The 20,795-nt window shown below is 37.7% G+C and carries 16 protein-coding genes and 1 riboswitch; of the genes, 7 read left to right on the top strand and 9 right to left on the bottom strand.

What is annotated here, in order from left to right:
• Nucleotides 1–8 precede the first annotated feature (8 nt).
• Nucleotides 9–1,199, top strand: a complete 1,191-nt coding sequence (gene ftsZ / locus H7A25_06945; protein MCP5499624.1) for a cell division protein FtsZ — start codon at nt 9–11, stop codon at nt 1,197–1,199.
• 148 nt (nt 1,200–1,347) lie between these two features.
• Nucleotides 1,348–3,045 (top strand): methyl-accepting chemotaxis protein, encoded by a 1,698-nt coding sequence (locus tag H7A25_06940; protein MCP5499623.1) that lies wholly within the window; start codon nt 1,348–1,350, stop codon nt 3,043–3,045.
• Between the two features lie 53 nt (nt 3,046–3,098).
• On the opposite strand, the gene H7A25_06935 is transcribed toward H7A25_06940, so the two are convergent.
• The 5 genes from H7A25_06935 to H7A25_06915 are packed head-to-tail and all read right to left on the bottom strand — an operon-like array spanning nt 3,099 to nt 8,062.
• Nucleotides 3,099–3,863 carry an ABC transporter ATP-binding protein gene (locus H7A25_06935; protein MCP5499622.1) on the bottom strand — a complete coding sequence of 255 codons (765 nt, stop codon included), beginning with the start codon at nt 3,861–3,863 and terminating at the stop codon, nt 3,099–3,101.
• Nucleotides 3,860–4,897 (bottom strand): iron ABC transporter permease, encoded by a 1,038-nt coding sequence (locus H7A25_06930; protein MCP5499621.1) that lies wholly within the window; start codon nt 4,895–4,897, stop codon nt 3,860–3,862. Before H7A25_06930 ends, H7A25_06935 begins: the two co-directional genes overlap by 4 nt.
• A complete protein-coding gene (locus H7A25_06925; GenBank protein ID MCP5499620.1) occupies nt 4,894–6,024 on the bottom strand; it encodes an ABC transporter substrate-binding protein in 1,131 nt (376 codons plus the stop codon). Before H7A25_06925 ends, H7A25_06930 begins: the two co-directional genes overlap by 4 nt.
• Nucleotide 6,025: 1 nt before the next feature.
• A complete protein-coding gene (locus tag H7A25_06920; GenBank protein MCP5499619.1) occupies nt 6,026–6,904 on the bottom strand; it encodes an LIC_13355 family lipoprotein in 879 nt (292 codons plus the stop codon).
• Between the two features lie 9 nt (nt 6,905–6,913).
• Nucleotides 6,914–8,062 carry a hypothetical protein gene (locus tag H7A25_06915; GenBank protein ID MCP5499618.1) on the bottom strand — a complete coding sequence of 383 codons (1,149 nt, stop codon included), beginning with the start codon at nt 8,060–8,062 and terminating at the stop codon, nt 6,914–6,916.
• A gap of 110 nt (nt 8,063–8,172) precedes the next feature.
• A riboswitch (cobalamin riboswitch) is annotated at nt 8,173–8,312 on the bottom strand.
• 42 nt (nt 8,313–8,354) lie between these two features.
• Here H7A25_06915 and H7A25_06910 point away from each other — a divergent pair.
• The 5 genes from H7A25_06910 to H7A25_06890 all read left to right on the top strand — a co-directional run bounded on the left by H7A25_06910 (nt 8,355) and on the right by H7A25_06890 (nt 15,722).
• Nucleotides 8,355–10,247, top strand: coding sequence for an adenylate/guanylate cyclase domain-containing protein (locus H7A25_06910; protein ID MCP5499617.1), 1,893 nt, complete (start codon nt 8,355–8,357; stop codon nt 10,245–10,247).
• Nucleotides 10,248–10,457: 210 nt separating this feature from the next.
• On the top strand, nt 10,458–11,645 hold the full coding sequence (locus H7A25_06905; protein MCP5499616.1) for an iron-containing alcohol dehydrogenase: 1,188 nt from the start codon (nt 10,458–10,460) through the stop codon (nt 11,643–11,645).
• 218 nt (nt 11,646–11,863) lie between these two features.
• On the top strand, nt 11,864–13,363 hold the full coding sequence (locus H7A25_06900) for a carboxypeptidase M32 (protein ID MCP5499615.1): 1,500 nt from the start codon (nt 11,864–11,866) through the stop codon (nt 13,361–13,363).
• Nucleotides 13,363–13,698 carry a hypothetical protein gene (locus H7A25_06895; GenBank protein ID MCP5499614.1) on the top strand — a complete coding sequence of 112 codons (336 nt, stop codon included), beginning with the start codon at nt 13,363–13,365 and terminating at the stop codon, nt 13,696–13,698. Before H7A25_06900 ends, H7A25_06895 begins: the two co-directional genes overlap by 1 nt.
• Nucleotides 13,699–13,712: 14 nt before the next feature.
• Nucleotides 13,713–15,722 (top strand): type IV pili methyl-accepting chemotaxis transducer N-terminal domain-containing protein, encoded by a 2,010-nt coding sequence (locus H7A25_06890; GenBank protein MCP5499613.1) that lies wholly within the window; start codon nt 13,713–13,715, stop codon nt 15,720–15,722.
• A gap of 6 nt (nt 15,723–15,728) precedes the next feature.
• On the opposite strand, the gene H7A25_06885 is transcribed toward H7A25_06890, so the two are convergent.
• From H7A25_06885 to H7A25_06870, 4 genes are all read right to left on the bottom strand, one after another.
• Nucleotides 15,729–17,687, bottom strand: a complete 1,959-nt coding sequence (locus H7A25_06885; GenBank protein ID MCP5499612.1) for an ABC transporter permease — start codon at nt 17,685–17,687, stop codon at nt 15,729–15,731.
• A gap of 8 nt (nt 17,688–17,695) precedes the next feature.
• Nucleotides 17,696–18,649 (bottom strand): efflux RND transporter periplasmic adaptor subunit, encoded by a 954-nt coding sequence (locus tag H7A25_06880; protein MCP5499611.1) that lies wholly within the window; start codon nt 18,647–18,649, stop codon nt 17,696–17,698.
• Nucleotides 18,646–19,974, bottom strand: coding sequence for a TolC family protein (locus H7A25_06875; protein ID MCP5499610.1), 1,329 nt, complete (start codon nt 19,972–19,974; stop codon nt 18,646–18,648). The genes H7A25_06880 and H7A25_06875 overlap by 4 nt, the downstream gene beginning before the upstream one ends.
• A 500-nt stretch (nt 19,975–20,474) precedes the next feature.
• On the bottom strand, nt 20,475–20,726 hold the full coding sequence (locus H7A25_06870) for a hypothetical protein (protein MCP5499609.1): 252 nt from the start codon (nt 20,724–20,726) through the stop codon (nt 20,475–20,477).
• Nucleotides 20,727–20,795 lie beyond the last annotated feature (69 nt).

Here is a 20,795-nt window from a genome sequence, read left to right as displayed (position 1 = left end):
GTTGTCCTATGATGTACATGGAAGAAGAAAGAACCAGTCCGGTAACCATTAAGGTTGTGGGTGTTGGAGGAGGCGGAATGAATGCGGTGAGTCGCATGCTGAACTCCAATCTCAGGGGTGTTGAATTTATTATTATGAATACAGACCAGCAGGTGCTGGCAAAGTCGAGCATAGAAAATAAGCTTCAGCTCGGACATAAAATAACCCGCGGTATGGGGGCCGGTGGAGATCCTGAAATTGGGGAAAAGTCTGCTGCAGAAGATAAAGACAAGATCACCCAGGCCCTTAAGGGTGCAGATATGGTTTTTATCACTGCCGGTATGGGAGGCGGAACCGGTACAGGTGCAGCTCCGATTATCGCAGAAGTAGCAAGGGAATTAAAATGTCTTGTAGTGGGAGTTGTAACCGTTCCTTTTGCTTTTGAAGGTAGAAGGAGAGGCGACCAGGCTAAACGCGGTCTCGAAAAAATGAGACAGCATGTGGACACGCTTATTACAATCAAGAATGATTCGATTTTTAAGGTAGTAGATCGTTCTACTTCCATTGATATGGCTTTTAAAGTTATTGATGATATTCTGGTGAATGCAGTAAAAGGCATCAGTGATATTATTAATAATCCAGGAATTATCAACGTAGACTTTGCTGATGTTCGCACAATTATGAAAGATACCGGTGATGCCATTATGGGCGTGGGTGAAGGTGAAGGTGATAATAAAGTAGCCAATGCAGTTGAGAATGCTATAAACAATGTTCTTCTGGAAGAAACTTCAGTTTCCGGAGCCACTTCACTTCTTATCAATGTGAGTGGTGGAACGGATCTGACTATTCACGATTGGAACGAAGTTTCCCAAATTATTACTTCTCAGGTAGATTCTAATTCGAATATCATCATTGGCTTAAATTCTGATTCTTCTCTTCAGGATAAAATACGCGTAACGGTAATCGCTACCGGTTTTAACCGTAAAACAGCTTCCAATGTTACTCCTATAAAGAAAGACTTTCGTGAAAAAGAAGAAATTAAACACGAAATGCCAAATCGTCAACGTGTAATTGGAATTCCTAAAGAGAAAGAAAAAGAACCCGAAAAAGAAACTATTGAGATTACAAGGTCTATCCGCGGTCAGAGGGCCGGTAATCCTTATAATTTCAATGAAGACTACGACATACCTACATACTTAAGAAGACCTATGAATAATTAGACAGAACTGTCTACTCCTGTGATAAGCTCTCGGAATCGAGAGCTTTTTTTATGTACCCATAATTTTTGAAATATAAGATTTTATTCATTGCTATTTTTTATTTCTTTGCAAAACTGAAAGTTGCGCATTCTTTAGCCGGAGAAATTCATTGAAAAGTGTTTCGTTTAAGTACCAAATCCTCGCATTATTTTTATCCCTTATGTCTTTAGGTGCAATTCTTATTGCTACCTTTTCTTATTTCACCTTTCGGTCAAAGTTGATGGAAAATGTTCATAATAAACTCAAGACAGATCTGGCTCTTGGAAGAGCTTATATCGAAGCAAAGATTCCGGGTGATTGGTCATTTCAGGAAGGGAAATTATATAAGGGTAAGACTCTTATCAATGAGAATTATGAAATTGTTGATAAAGTCCGGGATTTAACGAATGGAGATACTGCTACTATTTTTCTGGGTGATGTAAGGGTTTGTACCAATGTGAAGACTTCTTCCGGGGAAAGAGCTATCGGAACCAAAGTATCCCAAATTGTAAGTGATACAGTTTTAAAAAAGGGTGAGGCCTATATCGGGGAAGCAGTTGTTGTGGGAGTTTTAAACCAGACTGCCTATGAACCCATTCGAAATAAAGAGGGAGAAGTTATAGGTATCTGGTATGTTGGAGTGCCGGCTTCCTCTTTCGAATATCTTTTTAAAGGTTTCCGGAAGGCTATGGCTATATTTATCCTGGCAATTCTCAGTCTTGGCTGTGTATTGGTTTACTTTTTTGTTTCCAGACAAAGCAGGCCTTTATTGTTACTTTCCTCTGAAGTTGAAAAAGTTTCTGGTGGAGTTTTAAAAACTTCTATAGATGTGGAAAGTGCCGTTTTTGAGATACAAAATTTAGCCAGAAGTTTTCGGATAATGAAAGAAAATTTGCATTCTGTCTTACAAAACCTGATGGGCTTAATTGAGAAAAATAATACATTTGTAAGTATGTTGAAAGAGCATTCTAAAAATTTAAACCATTCTTCTTCTGAACAGATGGAAACTTCTCATAATTTTACCCGGACTGCTGAGAGCCTTTCTATTGCTTCAAAGGCCATTTATAGAAGTGTAGAGGATTCAAATCATCAGACTGTTTCAATAAAAGATAATTTGGAGAAGCACCTCGGAACTATTGAAGAAAGTAAATTGATTATAGACAAATTTTCTGAAACTATGGATAAGATTATGCTTAAGATTCAGGATAATGAAAAGAGTATCCAAACTTTAAACCAGGCTATGAATGAGATAAAGGATAGTACAGGCCAGGTGAGTAACTTTATTCAAATTATTACAGAGATTTCAGATAAGACAAATTTACTTTCATTGAATGCCTCGATTGAAGCTGCGAGAGCCGGTGAAACCGGAAAGGGTTTTTCCGTAGTAGCACTGGAGATTACGAATTTAGCAGATAAGACCATTTCAAGCGTAAAGGACATTAAATCTACTATTGATAAAACAGCTAAGTCGGTAGAGAATGGTAAAGAAAAAGTAGAAACTACTTCCAAGTTTTTAAAAAATATGTTAGAAGAAATAAAAGAAGTGAATGATTTTAACATTCAGATTCAAAAAAGTTTTAGCACCCAACTGGAAGCCAGTCATATTATAGAAACTTCTATTCAAAAGATTTCAGAGTCCTCAAAACAAATTCAGGAAAATACTTCCGGACAGGAAAAATATATTCAGTCTGTAAATACATTTTCAGAGAGTTTATTGCAATCTGCTAAGTCTATTTTACAGGAGTCTGAAAAGCTGGAAAAACTTTCTTCGGGACTGGATGATTCGAGCCGTGAAATAGGACAAATTCTGGCTAAATTTGAACTGTAATTTTTTTCTCGCAGGCGAACCACCGGTGGTTCGCCTTCTATGTGCTTCGCCTTCTATTGTACCATTTTCAGTTGAAACACTTCGTAAAACTCTTTAGACTGAAGAATTTCCCCTGGTGTTCCTTCTATTAAGTTTTGGTCTTTATCTATCAGGAAAAATCTGTTTGCATATCGAGCGGCCAGTTCCAATTCGTGACTCGAAAATAATATGGTTTTACTTTCATCCCGGCATAAACGAAGAAGTAAATCCAGAATAAGAATTCTTCCCGGATAATCGATGTGGGCGGTTGGCTCATCTAAAAGAAGCAGGGGAGTGTCCTGAGCAATGGCTCTCGCTATATAGGCTCTTTGTTTTTCTCCATCACTTAATTCATCCAGTTTTCTAAGGGCGAGTTCTGAAATTCCCGTAATTTCCAGAGCTTTATCTATTAAATTTTTATCTTCTTGCTTTAGTTTTCCAAACCAACCTGTGTGCGGATACCGTCCCATAGAAACTAAATCCAGAACATTCATATGTCCGGCATTCCCGTTTGAACTAAAAACGATACTACAAAATCGGGAGAGTTCTGAAATGCTTAATTGCGTTGTATCTTTATTATAAAGATAAATTTTTCCCGAAAGTGGTTTATGTATTCCTAATATAGTTTTAATCAGGCTTGACTTGCCGGCTCCGTTAGAACCTATAAGACAGACCAGTTCACCCGGATAAAGATTTAAGTTTATATTTTTTAATACACTGACTTCTTTACGTCTGGAAGGTTTATAGCCAATATTTAAAGAGATGGTTTTTAATATTTTCTTTGTATAACATATACTCATATACGAAACCTCTTTTTTTTCAGGAGCACAAAAATTAAGATAGGAGCAGAGAAAAGTGCCGTAACTGAGTTGATGGGAAGAACCATATAAGAACCTGGAAGCCTGGAAGCTATATCGCAGAGTAACAATATAGCAGCACCACAAAAAATACTACCCGGAATTACCAGTTTATGATCCGAACTGGAAAACAGTGTTTTTACTATATGCGGAGAAATCATTCCAACAAAAGCAATGGGGCCGCAAAATGCGGTGATGCTTCCGGTCAAGAGAGCGGTTATAAAGAGTATGCCTATTCGCAGAAAAGCTATATTTACTCCGAGGCTCGCAGAATAGTCTTCACCCAAAAGTAGAGAATTTAAGGGTTTAAAAATTAAGAAACTTAAAAATAGTCCAAATATGATGATAGCACAGAGTATGAATAGACTTAATTCCCGGCAGGAACCCAGACTACCAAATGTCCACATCAGATAATCCTGAATGGCCTCCGGATTACTGAAAGATTGCCAGATACTCACAAGGGATAGGGTTAGATTCGAAATTAGAATACCTATAATGAGTAATACAACATTATCTTTGACTATGCTGGAAAATGCTAAAAGTACTAAAGATATACCTATGGCGCCGGCTGTAGCAAAGAAAACAAGGGGGACACCTCTATTTAAAGTTAAAAAACCTTTACTGAGATTTTGTATACTTCCACCCATATATAATAAAAAAAAGGCTACACCGAGACTGGCTCCGGAGCTAATGCCGAGAATCGAGGGACCGGCCAGAGGGTTTCGAAACAGAGTTTGCATGAGAAGACCGGCAACAGAAAGACCGGCCCCTGCAAAAGCTGCTGTGGTTGCTTCCGGTATTCGAACTTTAAAAATAATTCCTGTATTCGAAATGTCTGTAGATTTACCCAGGAGAATATTTAAAATTTCAGAAGGAGATATGTAAACAGAACCCCATATAACTGCTGCTAAATACAAAAAGATACTTAAAAAAATAAAAATAAGTAACCAGCTTCTATGTTGCAAATCTATAATCATTTTACTTTATCGAAATATATCAGTTGATGATCCGGAAGTAAGTCGGGATGAAATATTTTAATAAGATCAGATAAAATTTCATGAGGGTTTATCATACCTCTTTCCCAGTATGCATTTCCTCCATTTTGGTTTGTAAGTTTGTTATAATTGTAAATTCTTCCGGTTTTATAGGAAAGGAAATCCTGAAAACGTTTATCTATTTGTGCAAGCTCTGTACGAGTTTTTACGATACCCGGAGCCAACCAAAATTCGGAACTAAGACCTCTCGGATAGACGGTTTCAAAATCCATTGGAATACTTCCTCTTTCTTTTGTAAAAGACCAGTAATAATTAACTCCTGCATCTTTATAAAATTTTGCCATATAGCTATTGCCTCCCGGCATATACCAGACTCCCTTATAAGGAAGAGAGTGTATAACTCCGGGTTTATCAGTTACAGAGGATACTTTTTGGACCAGTAAATTATATTGATCTTTAATATATTCAAATTGAACAGAAGCCATGTGGTATTTTTGATAAAAATGAGAAACAAATTTAATCCATTCGGCTCTACCAAGAGGAGTATCTTCCAGCCAGTCTGCATTTTGAATAACCGGTATGTTAGACTCTCTTAATACATCATATACACGACTTTCTGCTACAGAAAATCCGGAAACCATAAGCATATCAGGCTTTAAAGAAAGGATTAACTCTATATTAAGATTGTTTGGAAAACCTACTTTCGGTATCCTTGTGTTTTGAATATGGTCTTTAATTTTTAAATCATAAATGATTTCCGGATCGGAAAGACCGACAAGAGTTTCTTCTTCTCCTAAAAAACTAATGATCCCGGCATGTGTAGCTGATAAACAAATTACCCTTTTGACGGGAGTCCTGATTATATGTGTGCGAGGAATGGAGTCCGGAGGATTGGGTTTATCCTTATCTACTAAAATATAGGTTTCAGTAAGATCTTCATTTTGAAAAGGTTTTACTCGAAGAATCGTATAGTCCTCATATTTTTGAATTTGCAACCTTTTGGAATGAGATATCAAAGAATTAGGGTTATAGAATATACTTTTATCCTCAGAGACTGCTTTTTCTTTACAGGAAAAGAAAAAGAGGCAGAGAAGGAACAGAAATTTCAAGTTAGCGAGTTCCCAGGGTTCTGGCAATAACTCCATCTATATCCGGACCTGTTCCAAAAGCACTCTGGTCAGAAGGAAAATATTTTTGTGTAAGGGGGTTGATTCGAGCTGATGCAGACGTTAAGCGAATATAGAGAAAACCTTCTTCCTGTATGGTTTTTACTTCAAGCAGAGTGCAATCTTGCCCTATAGCCGAATTATTTCCGGAGTATAAATCATCCAGATCAAAATGATCACCACCGGACTTTGAAGGGATGAATAAATCTTCTAATGAAAGATTATTTGTACCCATGTTATAGAACACAGGTTGAATTCCGGCAAAATTCGTCCAGGCTGACCTATCGGTATTATAGCTCTCCTGGTTTCCATCCTTCCCTGCATAAGCAGGTAAAAACCCACACCAGTGAATCATATCGCGGCTAACTTCAACCAGCAAGGGTTCCATAAAATAGGTGTTTTCATCCCCGTATTTAAAAGGATTTTCAAAAACAATGAAGTCTGTTCCTTTTGTATTTAAAACTTTTTTATTGTTCCAGGCAAGGATGATACTGGCCCCCTCTCCGCTTGTGTCAAGGGTGAAGACGTCCGTAGAACCGGAGGTTTCTCCTCCTCCGCAAATACCGTTTACAGCTTTAGATGACCTGCGAAAATCTGCATCTCTTGCTGCCGGAGCTGATACAACCGTATCAGCCAGGAATATATTTTCCGGTAAGCGAGCAGGAGGACATTCCGAATTATCATTGTTAACCTGCGAGTTCGGATTGGAAAGATTCGCATTTTGTAATATAGGAATCAGTAGACTTTGTTTCTCTGAAGTAGTTTTTTTTGTATTACAAAAACTGCAAATACTGATAAAAAAAATGATAAACAAAACTCTCATGTTCTATCCTCAGTTTAAACTTACCTTACTCCAAGTAAAGCCTCCGCAGGTTTTGGAACTTTCACTTTCGAAGGTATAGACTTTTGTTGTATCGGATTGAACAGCCTCAAGACTTATTCCATCGTAAATTTCTATACAGTAATAAAATACTTTATTTGCAGGTTTTGTATAGCGTATTCTTCCAAATTTATTCGGATTATAAGTAGCGTTGTAAGCATTCTGGTAATAGAAAACTCCGGAATTATTATTGAATTCATATATAGCATTTCCGGAATACTTATCTCCCAGTAACTTCCAGACCTGCCCGTAGTTGTCGGTTCCGGTTCCGGCTATGCTGATATCTACCTGCATGTATTCCGGAGCCAGGGACATAATCGACCAGCTAAAGCCTCCGCAGTTAGCTGTTGTATCGGAAGAAAAGGTATAACTGGTATTCACCGCTTTTGCCTCTTCTAAACTTTGCTTCCCGTAGGTCTCGATGCAATAACGGAAGTTACCGTAGGTATCCACCGAAGTAAAGCGAATTCTCGAATAGCCGGCTACATAAGCAGTTTCAGTTGTATCTTTTATGTATACAACATTGTTATTCGAATCGATTTCTTCTATAGTGGATAAGCCCCAATTTTTCGTGGTGATCTTGTTAAATCCTCCGAAATTACTTAACCAGGTATAGCCACTAAGACCTGTAAAACCACTTGCTTTGTTGAAAGCAGAGCCAATTCGGATGATGCTCACTTTTAAACCACTCAGATTTTCCGGTTTCGGTTTATCGGAAGCACTATTTACATTTAGAGTGAAAGAGCCTACTTCTGTATCTGAGGAGTTATATACCCGTATCTTGTAGGAACCAGCAGATAATTGAATGCTAAAATATCCCGAGGTATCGCTTGTATAAGATGTTCCCTGTGTAGAAAAACTTGGATTCTCGATCCGAGAAGAAACATTTGTACTTAAAACCAGTTTGTGTGTGGATAAGGCAGTACCGGAAGTATCGCTTAACTTACCATTGATTTCAAGGAACGTAGCCTGGTTTTGTAAAAGAAGGAAAGCAGCACTGAGTGTTTCTTTGTCTTTTTTATCCTGTTCGTCGTTTTTACAATTGGAAAGGGTGATGCCTATACTTAGAAAAAGCATAAGGCTGAACTTTAAAGTTTTCATGTTGGTCTCCATTTCGTGAAACTTCAGATTTTAGATGAAAGAAGTCCACGGATTTATCTATCTTCGGGACCCCGTTCACCTATTTTCAGGTGAGTTTGTATTACACTCAATCCACGAAGCGCGAATACAGGGGAAGATCTGGCTTATCCACTAGGGCATTACAGTTGCGGGACAGCGCAGGAATTGCACCTGACTTCCTCCCTGAAGACTATAGCCATAGTTTTTAAGTCCTGAATTTTTGTCAAAGGTTTTACAATCGATTAGAATCAACAATGATAATATAGGAGAGTGTTTGCAAAAAAATATTGCATTTAGAGTAAATACGGATACCTGTATATTTATGATGACTATTCTTTCTTTGCAGGAATTTTTAAAACTGTTTCCCAATCCTTCTATTTTAGATACACCTTCCCGGCTGGATTATTTCTGGCATCTGGAATTAAACTGTTCCGCCGAAAAACTATGGCCGGAAATAATTGATACATCTAAAACGAATAAGCTTTTAGAGCTTCCCGAGATGCAATTTAAAGAAAAAGGTGGAAAGCTTTATGGAAAAACAAAAAACGTCGGGATTGAATTAGAATGGGAAGAAGTTCCCTGGCAGTGGGAATATAAGCGTTTTATTGAAAACTCAAGGAAGTATACAAAAGGTTTTGCAAAGTATGTTCGAGTCGTGGGTTATCTGCAAGAATTGGGAAATAATTCGCTGCGTTTGTATTTTTATTTTGCCTGGCTGCCTGCAAATCTCAGGGGTAAATTACTTTTAAGAATGGCGATGCCCCGCATGGAAAAAAAATACAGAGTTGTATTTAAAAACATCGCAAATAGTTTGCAAGTGAAATCTCAGATTAAGATAAAAACAGAAAAGGTTCAATTAGAAGAAGGAGGAAAAAGAATATTAGAAAATGCAAAAGTATCACTTATGAAATTATTTCCAAACGAAGTATTCGTTCAAAACTTTTTAGAGCATCTTGAATATGGAACGGAAGAGGAGCTTTATCGTCTGCGTGTAAAAGAATTAGCCCTAAGGTGGCAAGAAGAGGAAAGGGAAGTTTTAAAACTTTTCTTACAGGCTACCCGACTGGGAGTATTACAGATGAGCTGGGATGTCGTTTGTCCGCATTGCAGAGGGGTTCGGGAAGAATTGAAACACCTTGGAGAAGTGCCTCCAAATGCAAGCTGTGAAGTTTGTGAGATTGATTTCCGGACAGGTGGAATGGACATCTTGGAAATAACCTTTCATATCCATCCTTCGATTCGTAAAGTAGCAAAACGTTTTTATTGTAGTGCAGAACCCTCAAAAAAATCTCATATTATTTTACAGAAAGCTTTTACTGCAAATGAGAAATTTAGAATTTCCTGTGATTTTTTACCCGGACTCTATAGGATGCGTACAAATACAAGAAAAGAATACAATTATATGCAGGTTAAAGAAGATGCAGATTCTAAACTTCGAGAATTGACCCTCGAAGAGTTGATGAGTAAAAGAGAGTTTGTTATTTTTCAAAAAGAAAACTTGGGTTTATGGAATCATTCAGATAGTGATAACGTTCTAATATTAGAAAAAACTGAACCTGATACTTTTGCTTTAAGACCTAAAGATTTATTTTTATTACAGGATTTTCACGATATATTTTCGGAAGAAGCAATACAAATTGGAGTAAGTCTCGATGTGGGGGTTCAAACCATTCTCTTTACCGATCTGGTGGGTTCAACGAAATTATATTCCGAGCTTGGAGACGGACAGGCTTTTTCTCGGGTAAAACAACATTTTGTCTGGATATACGAAGAAGTTACTAAGCACCAGGGAGCTCTGACCAAAACGATTGGAGATGCAGCTATGCTTGTATTTCCTTCGCCTGAATTGGCTATGCGGGCGGCTTTTGAAATGCAGAAACGCTTTCATGAAAAAAACGACCTGGGTTTACGTATTCGCATCAGTCTTCATAGTGGACCCTGTCTTTCGGTAAACTTAAATAGTAATATTGATTTTTTTGGAAATACCGTGAATCTTTGTTCGAAGATCCAGAGTCTTTGCGGAGCCGGAGAGATAGTTTTTACAGAGACTGTAAAAAAGAATATAGAAGAATTTTTATATACAAGAAATCTAAAGTTAGAGGAACTCGTTTATGAGAGAAACTGGGATAAAGAAAGACTCAAGGTTTTTAAAATAAAGGTTTCTTAGTAGAATAGAAAGACTTAAGCTTCGCTTTTTTATAGGTACAGGTTTCTTGCTTTACTTTAAAAATAAGAATAATAAGCTGGGTAGATAGAGAATGTGTATCTTTCCGAAAAGGTCAGGATACGAGTTATACAAGGAGTGTTTATGTTCGATAAGGAGTTATCAATTTTTGAAGACCTCGGTGCGAATCTGTTTCCTTTTTCCATCCAGGTAATGGGCTATAAAAATATAGCCTGGGTTCTAAAAGAAACCGCTAAAATATTGCCATTTCCTAAACCGACTTTATTTTCGGGTCCCGGTTCATCTATTGAGCTTTGTAGGGCTATTTCTAAAATGGGAACAAAAAAGATATTTATTGTGACCGATGAAACCCTTGTTAAGATTGGAATTCTAAAAAATATTTTAACTGCCCTCGAAGAAAATGGGGTTGCTTATGAAATCTATGATAAAATTTTACCGGATCCTACTTATGATCAGGTAGAAAATGGACTCGAGATTCTTAAAAATACAAATTGCGATGCCATTTTAGCCATAGGAGGAGGCTCTCCTATTGATGCAGCCAAGGTTTTAGCAGCAAGGGCCACGAACGATAAAAGTATTGCCCAGCTCGCCGGTCTTTTTAAGGTCTGGAATGCAATTATGCCTCTTTATGTAATCCCCACAACAGCCGGGACCGGTTCTGAGGCCACAGTCGCCGCGGTAGTATCTGACCCGGTAACCCATGCGAAAACTCCTCTCATGGATCCAAAGTTAGTTCCGTCAATGGCAGCCCTTGACGGAGAACTCATGATCGGTTTACCTGCCGGGGTAACTACAGCTACCGGTATGGATGCATTGACCCATGCGGTAGAAGCTTTTATTTCCTCCAATGCCTTACCCGATACCGACAGGCATTCATTAGCCGCTGCAAAGCTAATAGACGAAAACCTGAGAGAAGTAGTAAAAAATCCCGGCAATGTCCAGGCCAGACAAAATATGGCTCTTGCTTCCTATTTTGCGGGTCTTGCTTTTACTCGTGCCGGAGTAGGTTATGTTCACGCGATTGCACACAATTTTGGAGCTTTATATAAAACACCTCACGGATTAGCCAACGCGATTGTATTACCCTATGTCCTGGAATTTTCTCTGGACTCAGCCAGTGATAGATTAGCCAAACTCGCCGAAACCTGTGGTTTAAAACAGAATGGAGACTCGGAAATAGTTCTGGCTAAAAAATTCATCCAATATGTAATCGACCTGAAAAAAGAGTTTGGAATTCCGGATAAGTTAAAAGATTTAAAAAAGGAAGATATTCCAAAAATTGCGAAAGCAGCCCTGAAAGAAGCCCATTTCACCTATGCCGTACCCAAATATATGGATCAAACAACCTGCGAAAATTTAGTGGCAAAAATGCTCCCTTAGACTTTTTACCTATCCCCCTCTCCTGGCCTGGCTTCGGCTCAGACTTACGTCATCGCTCAGCCGGCGCGACTACTGAGCGAGCCAACGGCGAGTTGCAGGAAAGGGGGAAGTTTTAAGATATATACCTCACTTTCAATCATCTTTTTTCTTACTTTTGAGTCAGAAAATTCTTTACGAAAGTTTTGCTTTGAATAAACTGAATTTCGAAAGTGAATCCCATGGAAAAGAACGCATTTACGGAATATCGAAAGTATTGGAAAGAACTGGTTAATTTACAAAATGTCATCAGCATCCTGCACTGGGATTCTGAGGTTACCATGCCTCCGGAAGCCAGGCCGGAGAGAGCCGGACAAATTGCCCAACTATCAGCCCTGCAACATAAGAATTTTACCGGGAATCATTTCTTGCGTTTAATTGATGAAGCCGAGGAATTTATTCGCCGAACCAAACCGGAAAAAGAAAGTTTTTATCTTCGTGAAATAGAGGTTCTTCGAAAAGAAAGAAATCGTGCCGTTACCCTTCCGGTAGAACTTGTAGAGAAATTTAGTCAGAAAACGAACCTGGCTCATGGAATCTGGGAGTCGGCAAGAAAGAATAAAAACTTCAAAGAATTTGAAGGAATACTTTCTGAGATTGTAGAACTTTCTATAGAAATGGCTGAGTGTTACGGTTATGATCGCAATCGCTATGATGCACTCTTAGAAGGTTATGAAACCGGAATTAATGTAGAAAAACTGGATCCTCTATTCATGGGTTTGAAAAACTCCCTGATTCCTATGGTGAATGAAGCAAGAGAATTCCCCAATCCTTTTAAATCGGAAATCTCGGAAAGAAGGCAGGAATTATTCAATCGAAGGCTGCCGGCTGCTCTTGGTTTGCCCGAAGATATGAGTCGTTTGGATAAAAGTTCCCACCCCTTTTCTACCAATCTGGGAAGAAAAGATTTTCGGATTACTACACGGTATGATGAAAAAGATCCCATTTCTTCTATCATGGGAGTTCTGCATGAATCAGGACATTCCCTGTATGAAATGGGAGTAGGAGAAATGGAAGATTATCCGAGTCCTCTTACCGCTTCGGTATCTTTCGGGATCCATGAATCTCAAAGTCGACTCTGGGAAAACCAGATAGGTCGTTCCCGTGCATTCTGGGAATATTATTATCCGAGTCTTTGTAAAGATTTTGAAATCAATCACTATGATTTACCTTTTGAGGATTTATACAACTACCTGAATTCATCAGCCAAAACAAAAATTCGGGTAGAAGCTGATCAGTTAACTTATAACCTCCACATCATTCTTAGATACGAGATTGAGAAAGAACTGATTTCTGAAGGCCTGCCTGTGAGAGAACTACCGGAAAGATGGAATGCAGGGATGAAAGAACTATTTGACCTCCAAATTCATAATGATGCAGAAGGAGTCTTGCAGGATGTGCATTGGAGCGGAGGAGGCTTTGGATATTTTCCTACCTATACCCTCGGCAACATCTATTCTGCCCAGTTTTTCCACAAGTTTTTGGAGGATACGCCTGATTTCTGGAAAGGTCTTATGCAACATGGAGACCTTTCTCCTCTGTCGAATTGGCTAAAGAAGAACATTCATTTACAGGGAAAAATTTTAGAACCGGATAAGCTTATAGAGAAGGTATGCGGAGCCAGGCCAAAGCCTGAGTATCTTGTAAAATACTTAAAAACCCGCTTGAAGGAGTTTTTCTGATGTCAGGAGGAGATGAAAAGATTTTAAAAAAGTTTGAGGATCTATCTTATTTTGATAATAGAGCTTTATATTATCTCTGTAATGAAACTCCTCCACCGGTTTTAGCCCTGGCTTTTTTGCATGGCAATGAAAAGGTGGTGGGTTCTATGCTCGGTGTTTTAGAACCAAAAAGAAGGGAGTATATACATCAGTTGATGTCCGCAGGAAAGGAGGAACCTTTGAAAAAAAAAGAGGAAGCGGTTACGGGACTTCTTTTGATTGCCGAAGGTTTAATTTCTCGGAACTTAATTCAAAAAAAAGGGCAATATTACTATGGTTTGGAAAGATCTAAATAACTATTAAATCAACAATGAAATTTATATATAAATTTTTTCTGCCGCCCCTCTTCTTTTTAGGAATCTTAATTCTTAACTTTCTCTTATCTTTTTATATTGTTCACTTAAAAGAAAAAGACGCCCTGGAAATTAATCTTTCCGGAAGGCAAAGAATGCTTAGCCAGAAGATGTTAAAAGAATTGAGTCTCTTTTTACATTCAAATGATGAATCTTATCGAGAAGAACTGGAGAATACGATTCAACTGTTTGATACAAGTTTGAAAGCCCTTAAAGATGGAGGAGAAGCTTCTCTGGATCTTTCCTGGAAAAAGAAGGTGTATTTATTGCCTTCTGAGGGAAAAACAAAAGCTCAATTGGAAATTGTAAGTCAATACTGGTTGAAAAACCAGAGGCTGATTCAGATTACAATAAGAGAAAAGCAGATTAGTAAAGACTTATATCATAGCAATATAGTTCTTCTCAAAGAAATGGATAAGGCTGTTCAGTTGATTCAGGGTGTTTCTGAAAAAAAACTTACTTACCTTAAGATATTGCAGGTATTTGTAATTTTTATTATTCTTACCGGATCTATAGGTGTATTAATATATTACAATAAGCTTATTCTTTTTCCTTTGAATAATCTAATTGCCAGGATGAGTTTATTAGCTAAAAATGAGGGTGACTTAACCCAGAGGATTCCTGTTGTTTCAAAGGACGAAATCGGGAAGCTTTCACAGGATTTTAATTCTTTTTCGGAGGTTTTAAGAGGAAAATTACTGAAAATATTTTATACTTTTAGAGAAATTATTGTGAAGGTGAGTTTAATCATCCGTGAATTATATATTTATTCACAAAATTTTATCTCAATTGAAAGAGACATGGATAGGGGAAAAGAAGAGTTAAATGGTATTGAAGCTACCATTCGTTCACAGGATAAATCGATTGCAAAGAATGCGGCTTTTTCTCGAAATTTGACTGAGGAAATCAACCGGGTAATGTCCTTAACGGAAGAATCTTCGAAAAAAGCTTCATTAGGAGAAGAGAAGATTACCCAGATCAGGAATAGTATGGATCTGGCTATTTCTGCTATGGATGAAATGCTCAGCAAAAATAAAGAATTAACAGATAAGGTGAACCTTATAGAGAGAACCATACAAACCATTCAGGAAATTTCAGAAAAAACCAATCTTTTAGCTTTGAATGCTTCCATTGAAGCTGCCAGGGCCGGTGAATCCGGGAGAGGCTTTTCTGTAGTAGCTTCTGAAATTGGAAAACTGGCAGAAGGAAGCCGGGAAGCAGTTGAAGGTATTAATAAAAATCTAAAAGTTATATTAGAAAAGATTTATTCAAATAATAACAGCAGTGAAGAGGTTTCGCAAAAAATTATTGAGATTTCAAATGATACAGGGACTGCTATGGAGAAGATTTCGGAGGTACTACAGAATATTCATGAAATGAATAAGATTACGGCTACAATATCTGATAGTTCGGTTGTATTAACCGATTCGATTGATGAGGTTTCGAAGAATTCAGAAGTAATCACGAAAAATGTCTTAAATATTAATCAACGCTTTAATTCAATTAATGATTCCAGTAAGAGAATTCAAACCAGGCTTGAATTAATTACACAGGATACAGATGAAGTCATACATATTTCTTCTTCTATGTTTAAGCTGATTTCTTCTGTAAACTTGATGACAGAAGATGATTTTTTCTTAGAAGTCGAATCCGCGATTACCGCACATAACACCTGGATGGAAAAATTAGAAGCGATTATTGAGCATGAGGAAGAAAGAAATATTGAGTTAGAGCATACGCGTTGTCGATTCGGAATTTTTTATCACTCTTCTGCTATTCCTAAATCAAATGAAAAAATATGGAAGGAAATTGATGGAATTCATAAAGGAATTCACAACTCAGCCCAAACCATATATGATTTATTGGATTCAGGCTATAAGGATAAAGCAAGGCAGGAGTTGCAAAAGACCAAAAACTTGAGCGAAGTCTTGAAGAAAAATCTCATGGCTTGTTGTAGTATAAGATAATTCTTTTTACTCGTATCGGAGAGCTGTAATTGGATCGAGGTTAGAAGCTATTCTTGCAGGCCAGATTCCGAATAGAATACCGGTAATACTGGAAAACAGAAAAGCGAAAAAGATAGCTTCCGGGGAAACGGATGTTGTCCACTTGGCCCAGAAGGTTAAGAAATAACTAATTAGTCTTCCCAAAATAATTCCTGCAAACCCACCGAATAAACTGATTAAGACAGACTCAATTAGAAATTGTAAAAGAATATCTTCTTTCTTTGCACCGAGAGCTTTACGAAGTCCGATTTCTCGTGTTCGTTCCTTGACCGATACCAGCATGATGTTCATAATACCGATCCCTCCAACCAGAAGAGATATGGTAGCTACTCCGAAAAGTAACATAGACATAGTTTTACTGGATTCGGAAAGAGCTTCCTGTATGTCTGACATATTCTTAACCTCAAACATTTTTCCCGAATTTTCACTCAAACGATGACGCTTGTACATGAGAGAAAGAATTTTCTCCTCTGCCTGTTTTATTTCTTCGGTTTTTCGGATTTCTATCTCAATCCTATCCACCAGATCCTTTTTGAATAACCTGTGCATGGCGGTTTGGAGAGGAACGAGGATAACATCATCCGGGTCTTTCCAGTTACTCCCTCCTACCTCCGGAAGTACTCCGATTATTTTGAAATGGGTTCTGTTTACCTTGATATATTTTCCTACTGCATAACCTGTACCGAATAGTTCTTGATTTACCCTGTGACCGAGAACAGCAAGCCTTTTCCTGTCTTTGTCTTCTGCTTCGTTTATAAATCTACCTTCAAGCACATTCAGACTTCTCATCGCTGCATATTTGGCTTCTACACCGATGATATTTGTATTCCAGTTTTTATTTTGAAACACGGCCTGGGCTCTACCGCTTACGGTGCTACTGAGCCTTGCGACTTCCGGAATCGAGGTTTGAATGGCCAGCCCATCTTCATAGCTGAGTCGGGTGACAAGTCCCGCTTCCATAGAAACTCCTGCCTGCTTTTTGGCTCCTGATTTTAATATGAGCAAATTGGAACCAAGGGACAATAAGCGTTTTTCTATACTTTTCTTGGCACCTTCTCCGAGTGCCATAACAACAATAAGGGCAGAGACCCCGATAAGGATTCCTATTGTAGATAGGGTAGTCCGAATTTTATTTGCCAGAAAAGTTTTTATTGCATAATAAAGGTGAAGGCGAATCGTTTTGAATATGCCCGGCTTTTTATAGTTGAGGATATCAGTTGTGCCTTTCGGAAGTTTATTATTTGTTTGCTTTATTGTGTTTTTCTTATCTTCTAAAACCTTTCCATCACTGAAAGAAATCATTCGAGAGCAGTATTCGGCTATTTCCTGCTCGTGGGTCACCATTACAATGGTAATGCCACTTTGATTGAGTTTAACTAAAAGTTCCATAATATCTTTCTTACTTTTGGAATCAAGATTACCGGTTGGCTCATCGGCAAAGATGATTTTAGGTGAATTAATTAAAGCTCTGGCTATGGCTACTCTCTGCTGTTGTCCTCCGGAAAGCTCATTGGGTCTGTGTTCAATCCTGTCCTCTAATCCAACAAGAGCCAATAAGGATCTGGCTCTTTCTCCTGCATTTTCCAGACCGGAATAAATCGAGGGAAGGGAAACATTTTCTACGGCTATCGTGCGGGATAGGAGATGAAACTGCTGGAAAACAAAACCTATGCTTTTCGCTCTTAATTCGGCCAACTTCGCATCACTAAATCCGGCTACATTTTCACCGAATAGTTTATATTTTCCTCCGGGGTTCGGTATATCTAATAAACCTAAAATTTGTAACAGGGTAGATTTACCGGAACCGGAAGCACCCATAATAGCTACAAATTCTCCTTCTTCAATACTCAGGCTTACATCATTTAGAACTTTAATTTCTTCGGTTCCGGGTTTATAGGATTTACTTAAGTGATGAACTTCGATAATGGGCATACTTACCTTCTTTTTTTGAAAAAACTGGGGACGAAAGGATTTTTCTCCTTGTCTTTCTTGGACTTTTTCTTTTCTTTGATTACAATTTCATCCCCTTCCTGCAAGCCTTCTATAATTTCTACAGAAGATTCATGTGCATAGCCGGTTTTCACAAAAACCTTATCCATCTTTTTCTTGCTTTTAGAAGAAGGATTTAGTTTCAGAACAAACTTTTCTCCTTTCTTGTTTTCATACACTGCATTTTCCGGAACCATCAGGGTTTTTTCTCTTTCTAAGAGGACGAAGTCTACTGTAGCGCTCATTCCGCTTCTTAGGAAATCAGGTCTTTGTTCCGGTTCAATAAGTACTTCGTATGTAGTAACTGAATTTTCTGTTACAGCTTCAAAGGCAATATGTTTTACCCTGGACGAAATTTTTTCTTCAGGAAAGGAATCGATAGTAATACTGGCCTTTTGTCCGTTTTTTATCCTGGCAATATCTGTTTCATCTACTTTTGCTTTTATAATTAAAGCATCTGATAATACAAGAAGAACATCCTGTTGGGTAACCATTTGCCCCGATTTTATATTGTTAGCAATAATCATTCCTTTTAGAGGAGCAATGACGGGTGTGGGTCTGTACATGTCTTCCCACTCTTTCATTTCTCCTTTTCCCCTTGCTCTCGCAGCATCTAATAAAGCGGCTCTTTCGGTAGAACTCATCCAGGCAAGGATAGAACCTTTATTCACAAATTTTCCTTCTTCGATAAGAACTTTCTCAATCCTGCCGGCTACCGGAGGTTTTATCTCCAAACGATTGGTTGGACTGACCAGGCCGGAAGCGCGGGTGTTAACTTTTAAAGAGGAATAACTTAGCTTAAAAGTTTTTACCTGTTTTTCTTTTTTCTTACCGGGTAAAAAAAAGAGAGATAAAAGAACAAGGATTATAAGGGCAGGTATTATGAATTTTTTCTTCATGGTATAAGGCTTTCTCCTTTATTTTTTTTCCAAATATATTCTGCAAGACTTGCTTCTTTTTGTCCGGTAAGTAAATTCTTCTGTCTTTGGATTACATCACTTTCAATAATGTCCCAGTTTTCAAAGCGTAAAAGTCCATTAGAATATTGAACTCTTGCAATCTTGGCTCGCAAAGAAGAAGCTTCTAAATATTTCTCCAAAACTTTTATTTTCTCAGAGAGAACTAAAAAACTTTGATAAGACTTTTCAAGATCAAAGAGAAGCTGGTTTTTCTTAGAACGATAGGATTGAATAGATTGTCGATATAAAGTTTGATTTATTCGAACATTATAATAATCTTTTCCTCCACGGAAGAGAGGATATTCAAAGCTTAAAGAATAATACATGGATTTCTTTTTGGGAAACCAGTCGGTATCTCTCTGGGAAGCACTGAGGCTCAGGTTTAATTCCGGGTAAAATTGACTTTCCGCTGTATCTACAGCAAGCCTGGCCATTCGCATTTTATATACTTCGGATAAGATTATGGGATGAGAGGACGCCAGTATTTCGTAATCGGGTATGTTCAACTCAGATTTGGGTATTAATTCTCCCTGAAGTTTGAAAGTCCCGCCTGGCTTTTTTCCGAGAACACGGGAGAGATCTGCCAGGTTAATAATGAGATTTCTTTTTGCAAGTTCTAACTCATACTCAGCCAACTTTAAACCGGCCTCACTTAATTCATAGTTTCCCCTGTGTTCCTTGCCGCCTTCGTAATAAAGTTGCACCAGTTTTTTATTGAGTAACCTGCGCTTTTGAATCTCTTCTAATAGATTAATTAGTAATTGTGAATATAATGTTTCAATAAAAGCATTGGCCAGTTCATAAGAGATTTGTAGTTTTTTATCCCTCAGGGTCTGAACCGAAACTTTAACATTCAAATCCAGACTTTTTAGCTGATTTTTATCTCGAAGTCCGGCAAAAAGATTCTGATTTGCATTTACACCGATACTATACTGGTTGGAATAGGGAGAACCGGAGTTACTGTTTGTTGTGCTTGTATTGTTGCTGTTAGAGGTAGAGGAAGTTGAGCTTATAGTATTGGAGAAAGGACTTTGATTGAATTGCCTGCGATAAGTTGTAAAAAGACTGATTTCGGGCAGGAAGTTTGAGTAAGATTTCTTGTATTCAAAGATAGCTTTTTCATAGTCAAGCTTTGCAGATAAAAGATCCGGATTGTTTAAGGAGGCCTCCCGAATGCAGTCTTCTAATTTCAGGGTTTCGAAAGCATTCACAGAAGGAGGAGATAAGCAAATAAAAGTAAAAAAGAAAAGTAAAAGAGGTTTCATAGGTAGTGGAGCCATTGCTCTATAGGGTATATTTTCTATGAAAATCGTAAAATTGCAAGCTTTTTCTGCCCTCCCGGATTTATATTTAATTTAAATAGATTGCGTTCCTTTTTTAAAGACTTTTTGATTATTTCTTTATTTTTCGGAGAATTTAAACCCTATGCTTATTACAAGTCCTTATGAAATATATAAGATATATCTAATAAATTAGTTAAAGGAGGGGAATTTTTCTTATCTAATAATTTAGAAATTAGGTGAAGAACACTTCTTATTGTATTCAATGCATTATTCTAATATATGTTCATTTCGACTTCACTCAATAAACACTTGGCTTCTACTTGTTTCACTCTCTCAGCCAACAGAGTGGCTCCTGAGCGAACGTAGTGAGTCGAAGAGAACTACTGCCTTTATCATGCAGAAGGATAATTTCATCAATACTTTTCTTTAAGGTATACAATAAGAAATTTATACTCTCTCTTAGAGCAAATTGTACATGGGGATTATTTACATATAAACTCTTTGATACTGAGTTCTTTTCCTTTACCCCAGGCTTTCCTGTTGAAATAGGTTTCATACAATCGTTTGGGAGAATACTCCCATTCTTCCTTTGCGGTTTTTTTGGATATATGCATCTTTAGAAGTTCATCAGATGATACAAATACCCGTTCTGAGCCAAAGGTTTTTGTATTTAATGCAGAGTTTTTAAGGCTATTAAAAAAAAGGAATGTAAGCAGTAAACATAATAAATACATAAAAAAGTATGAGACATAATATTTTTACCGAACTCAATGCCCTATAGAATTCTTGTCACAGGGAATGAT

The sequence above is a fragment of the Leptospiraceae bacterium genome, assembly GCA_024233835.1.
Taxonomy (GTDB): domain Bacteria; phylum Spirochaetota; class Leptospiria; order Leptospirales; family Leptospiraceae; genus JACKPC01.
Note: the sequence above shows the minus strand (reverse complement) of the source record. Positions and strands in the feature narration are given on the sequence as shown.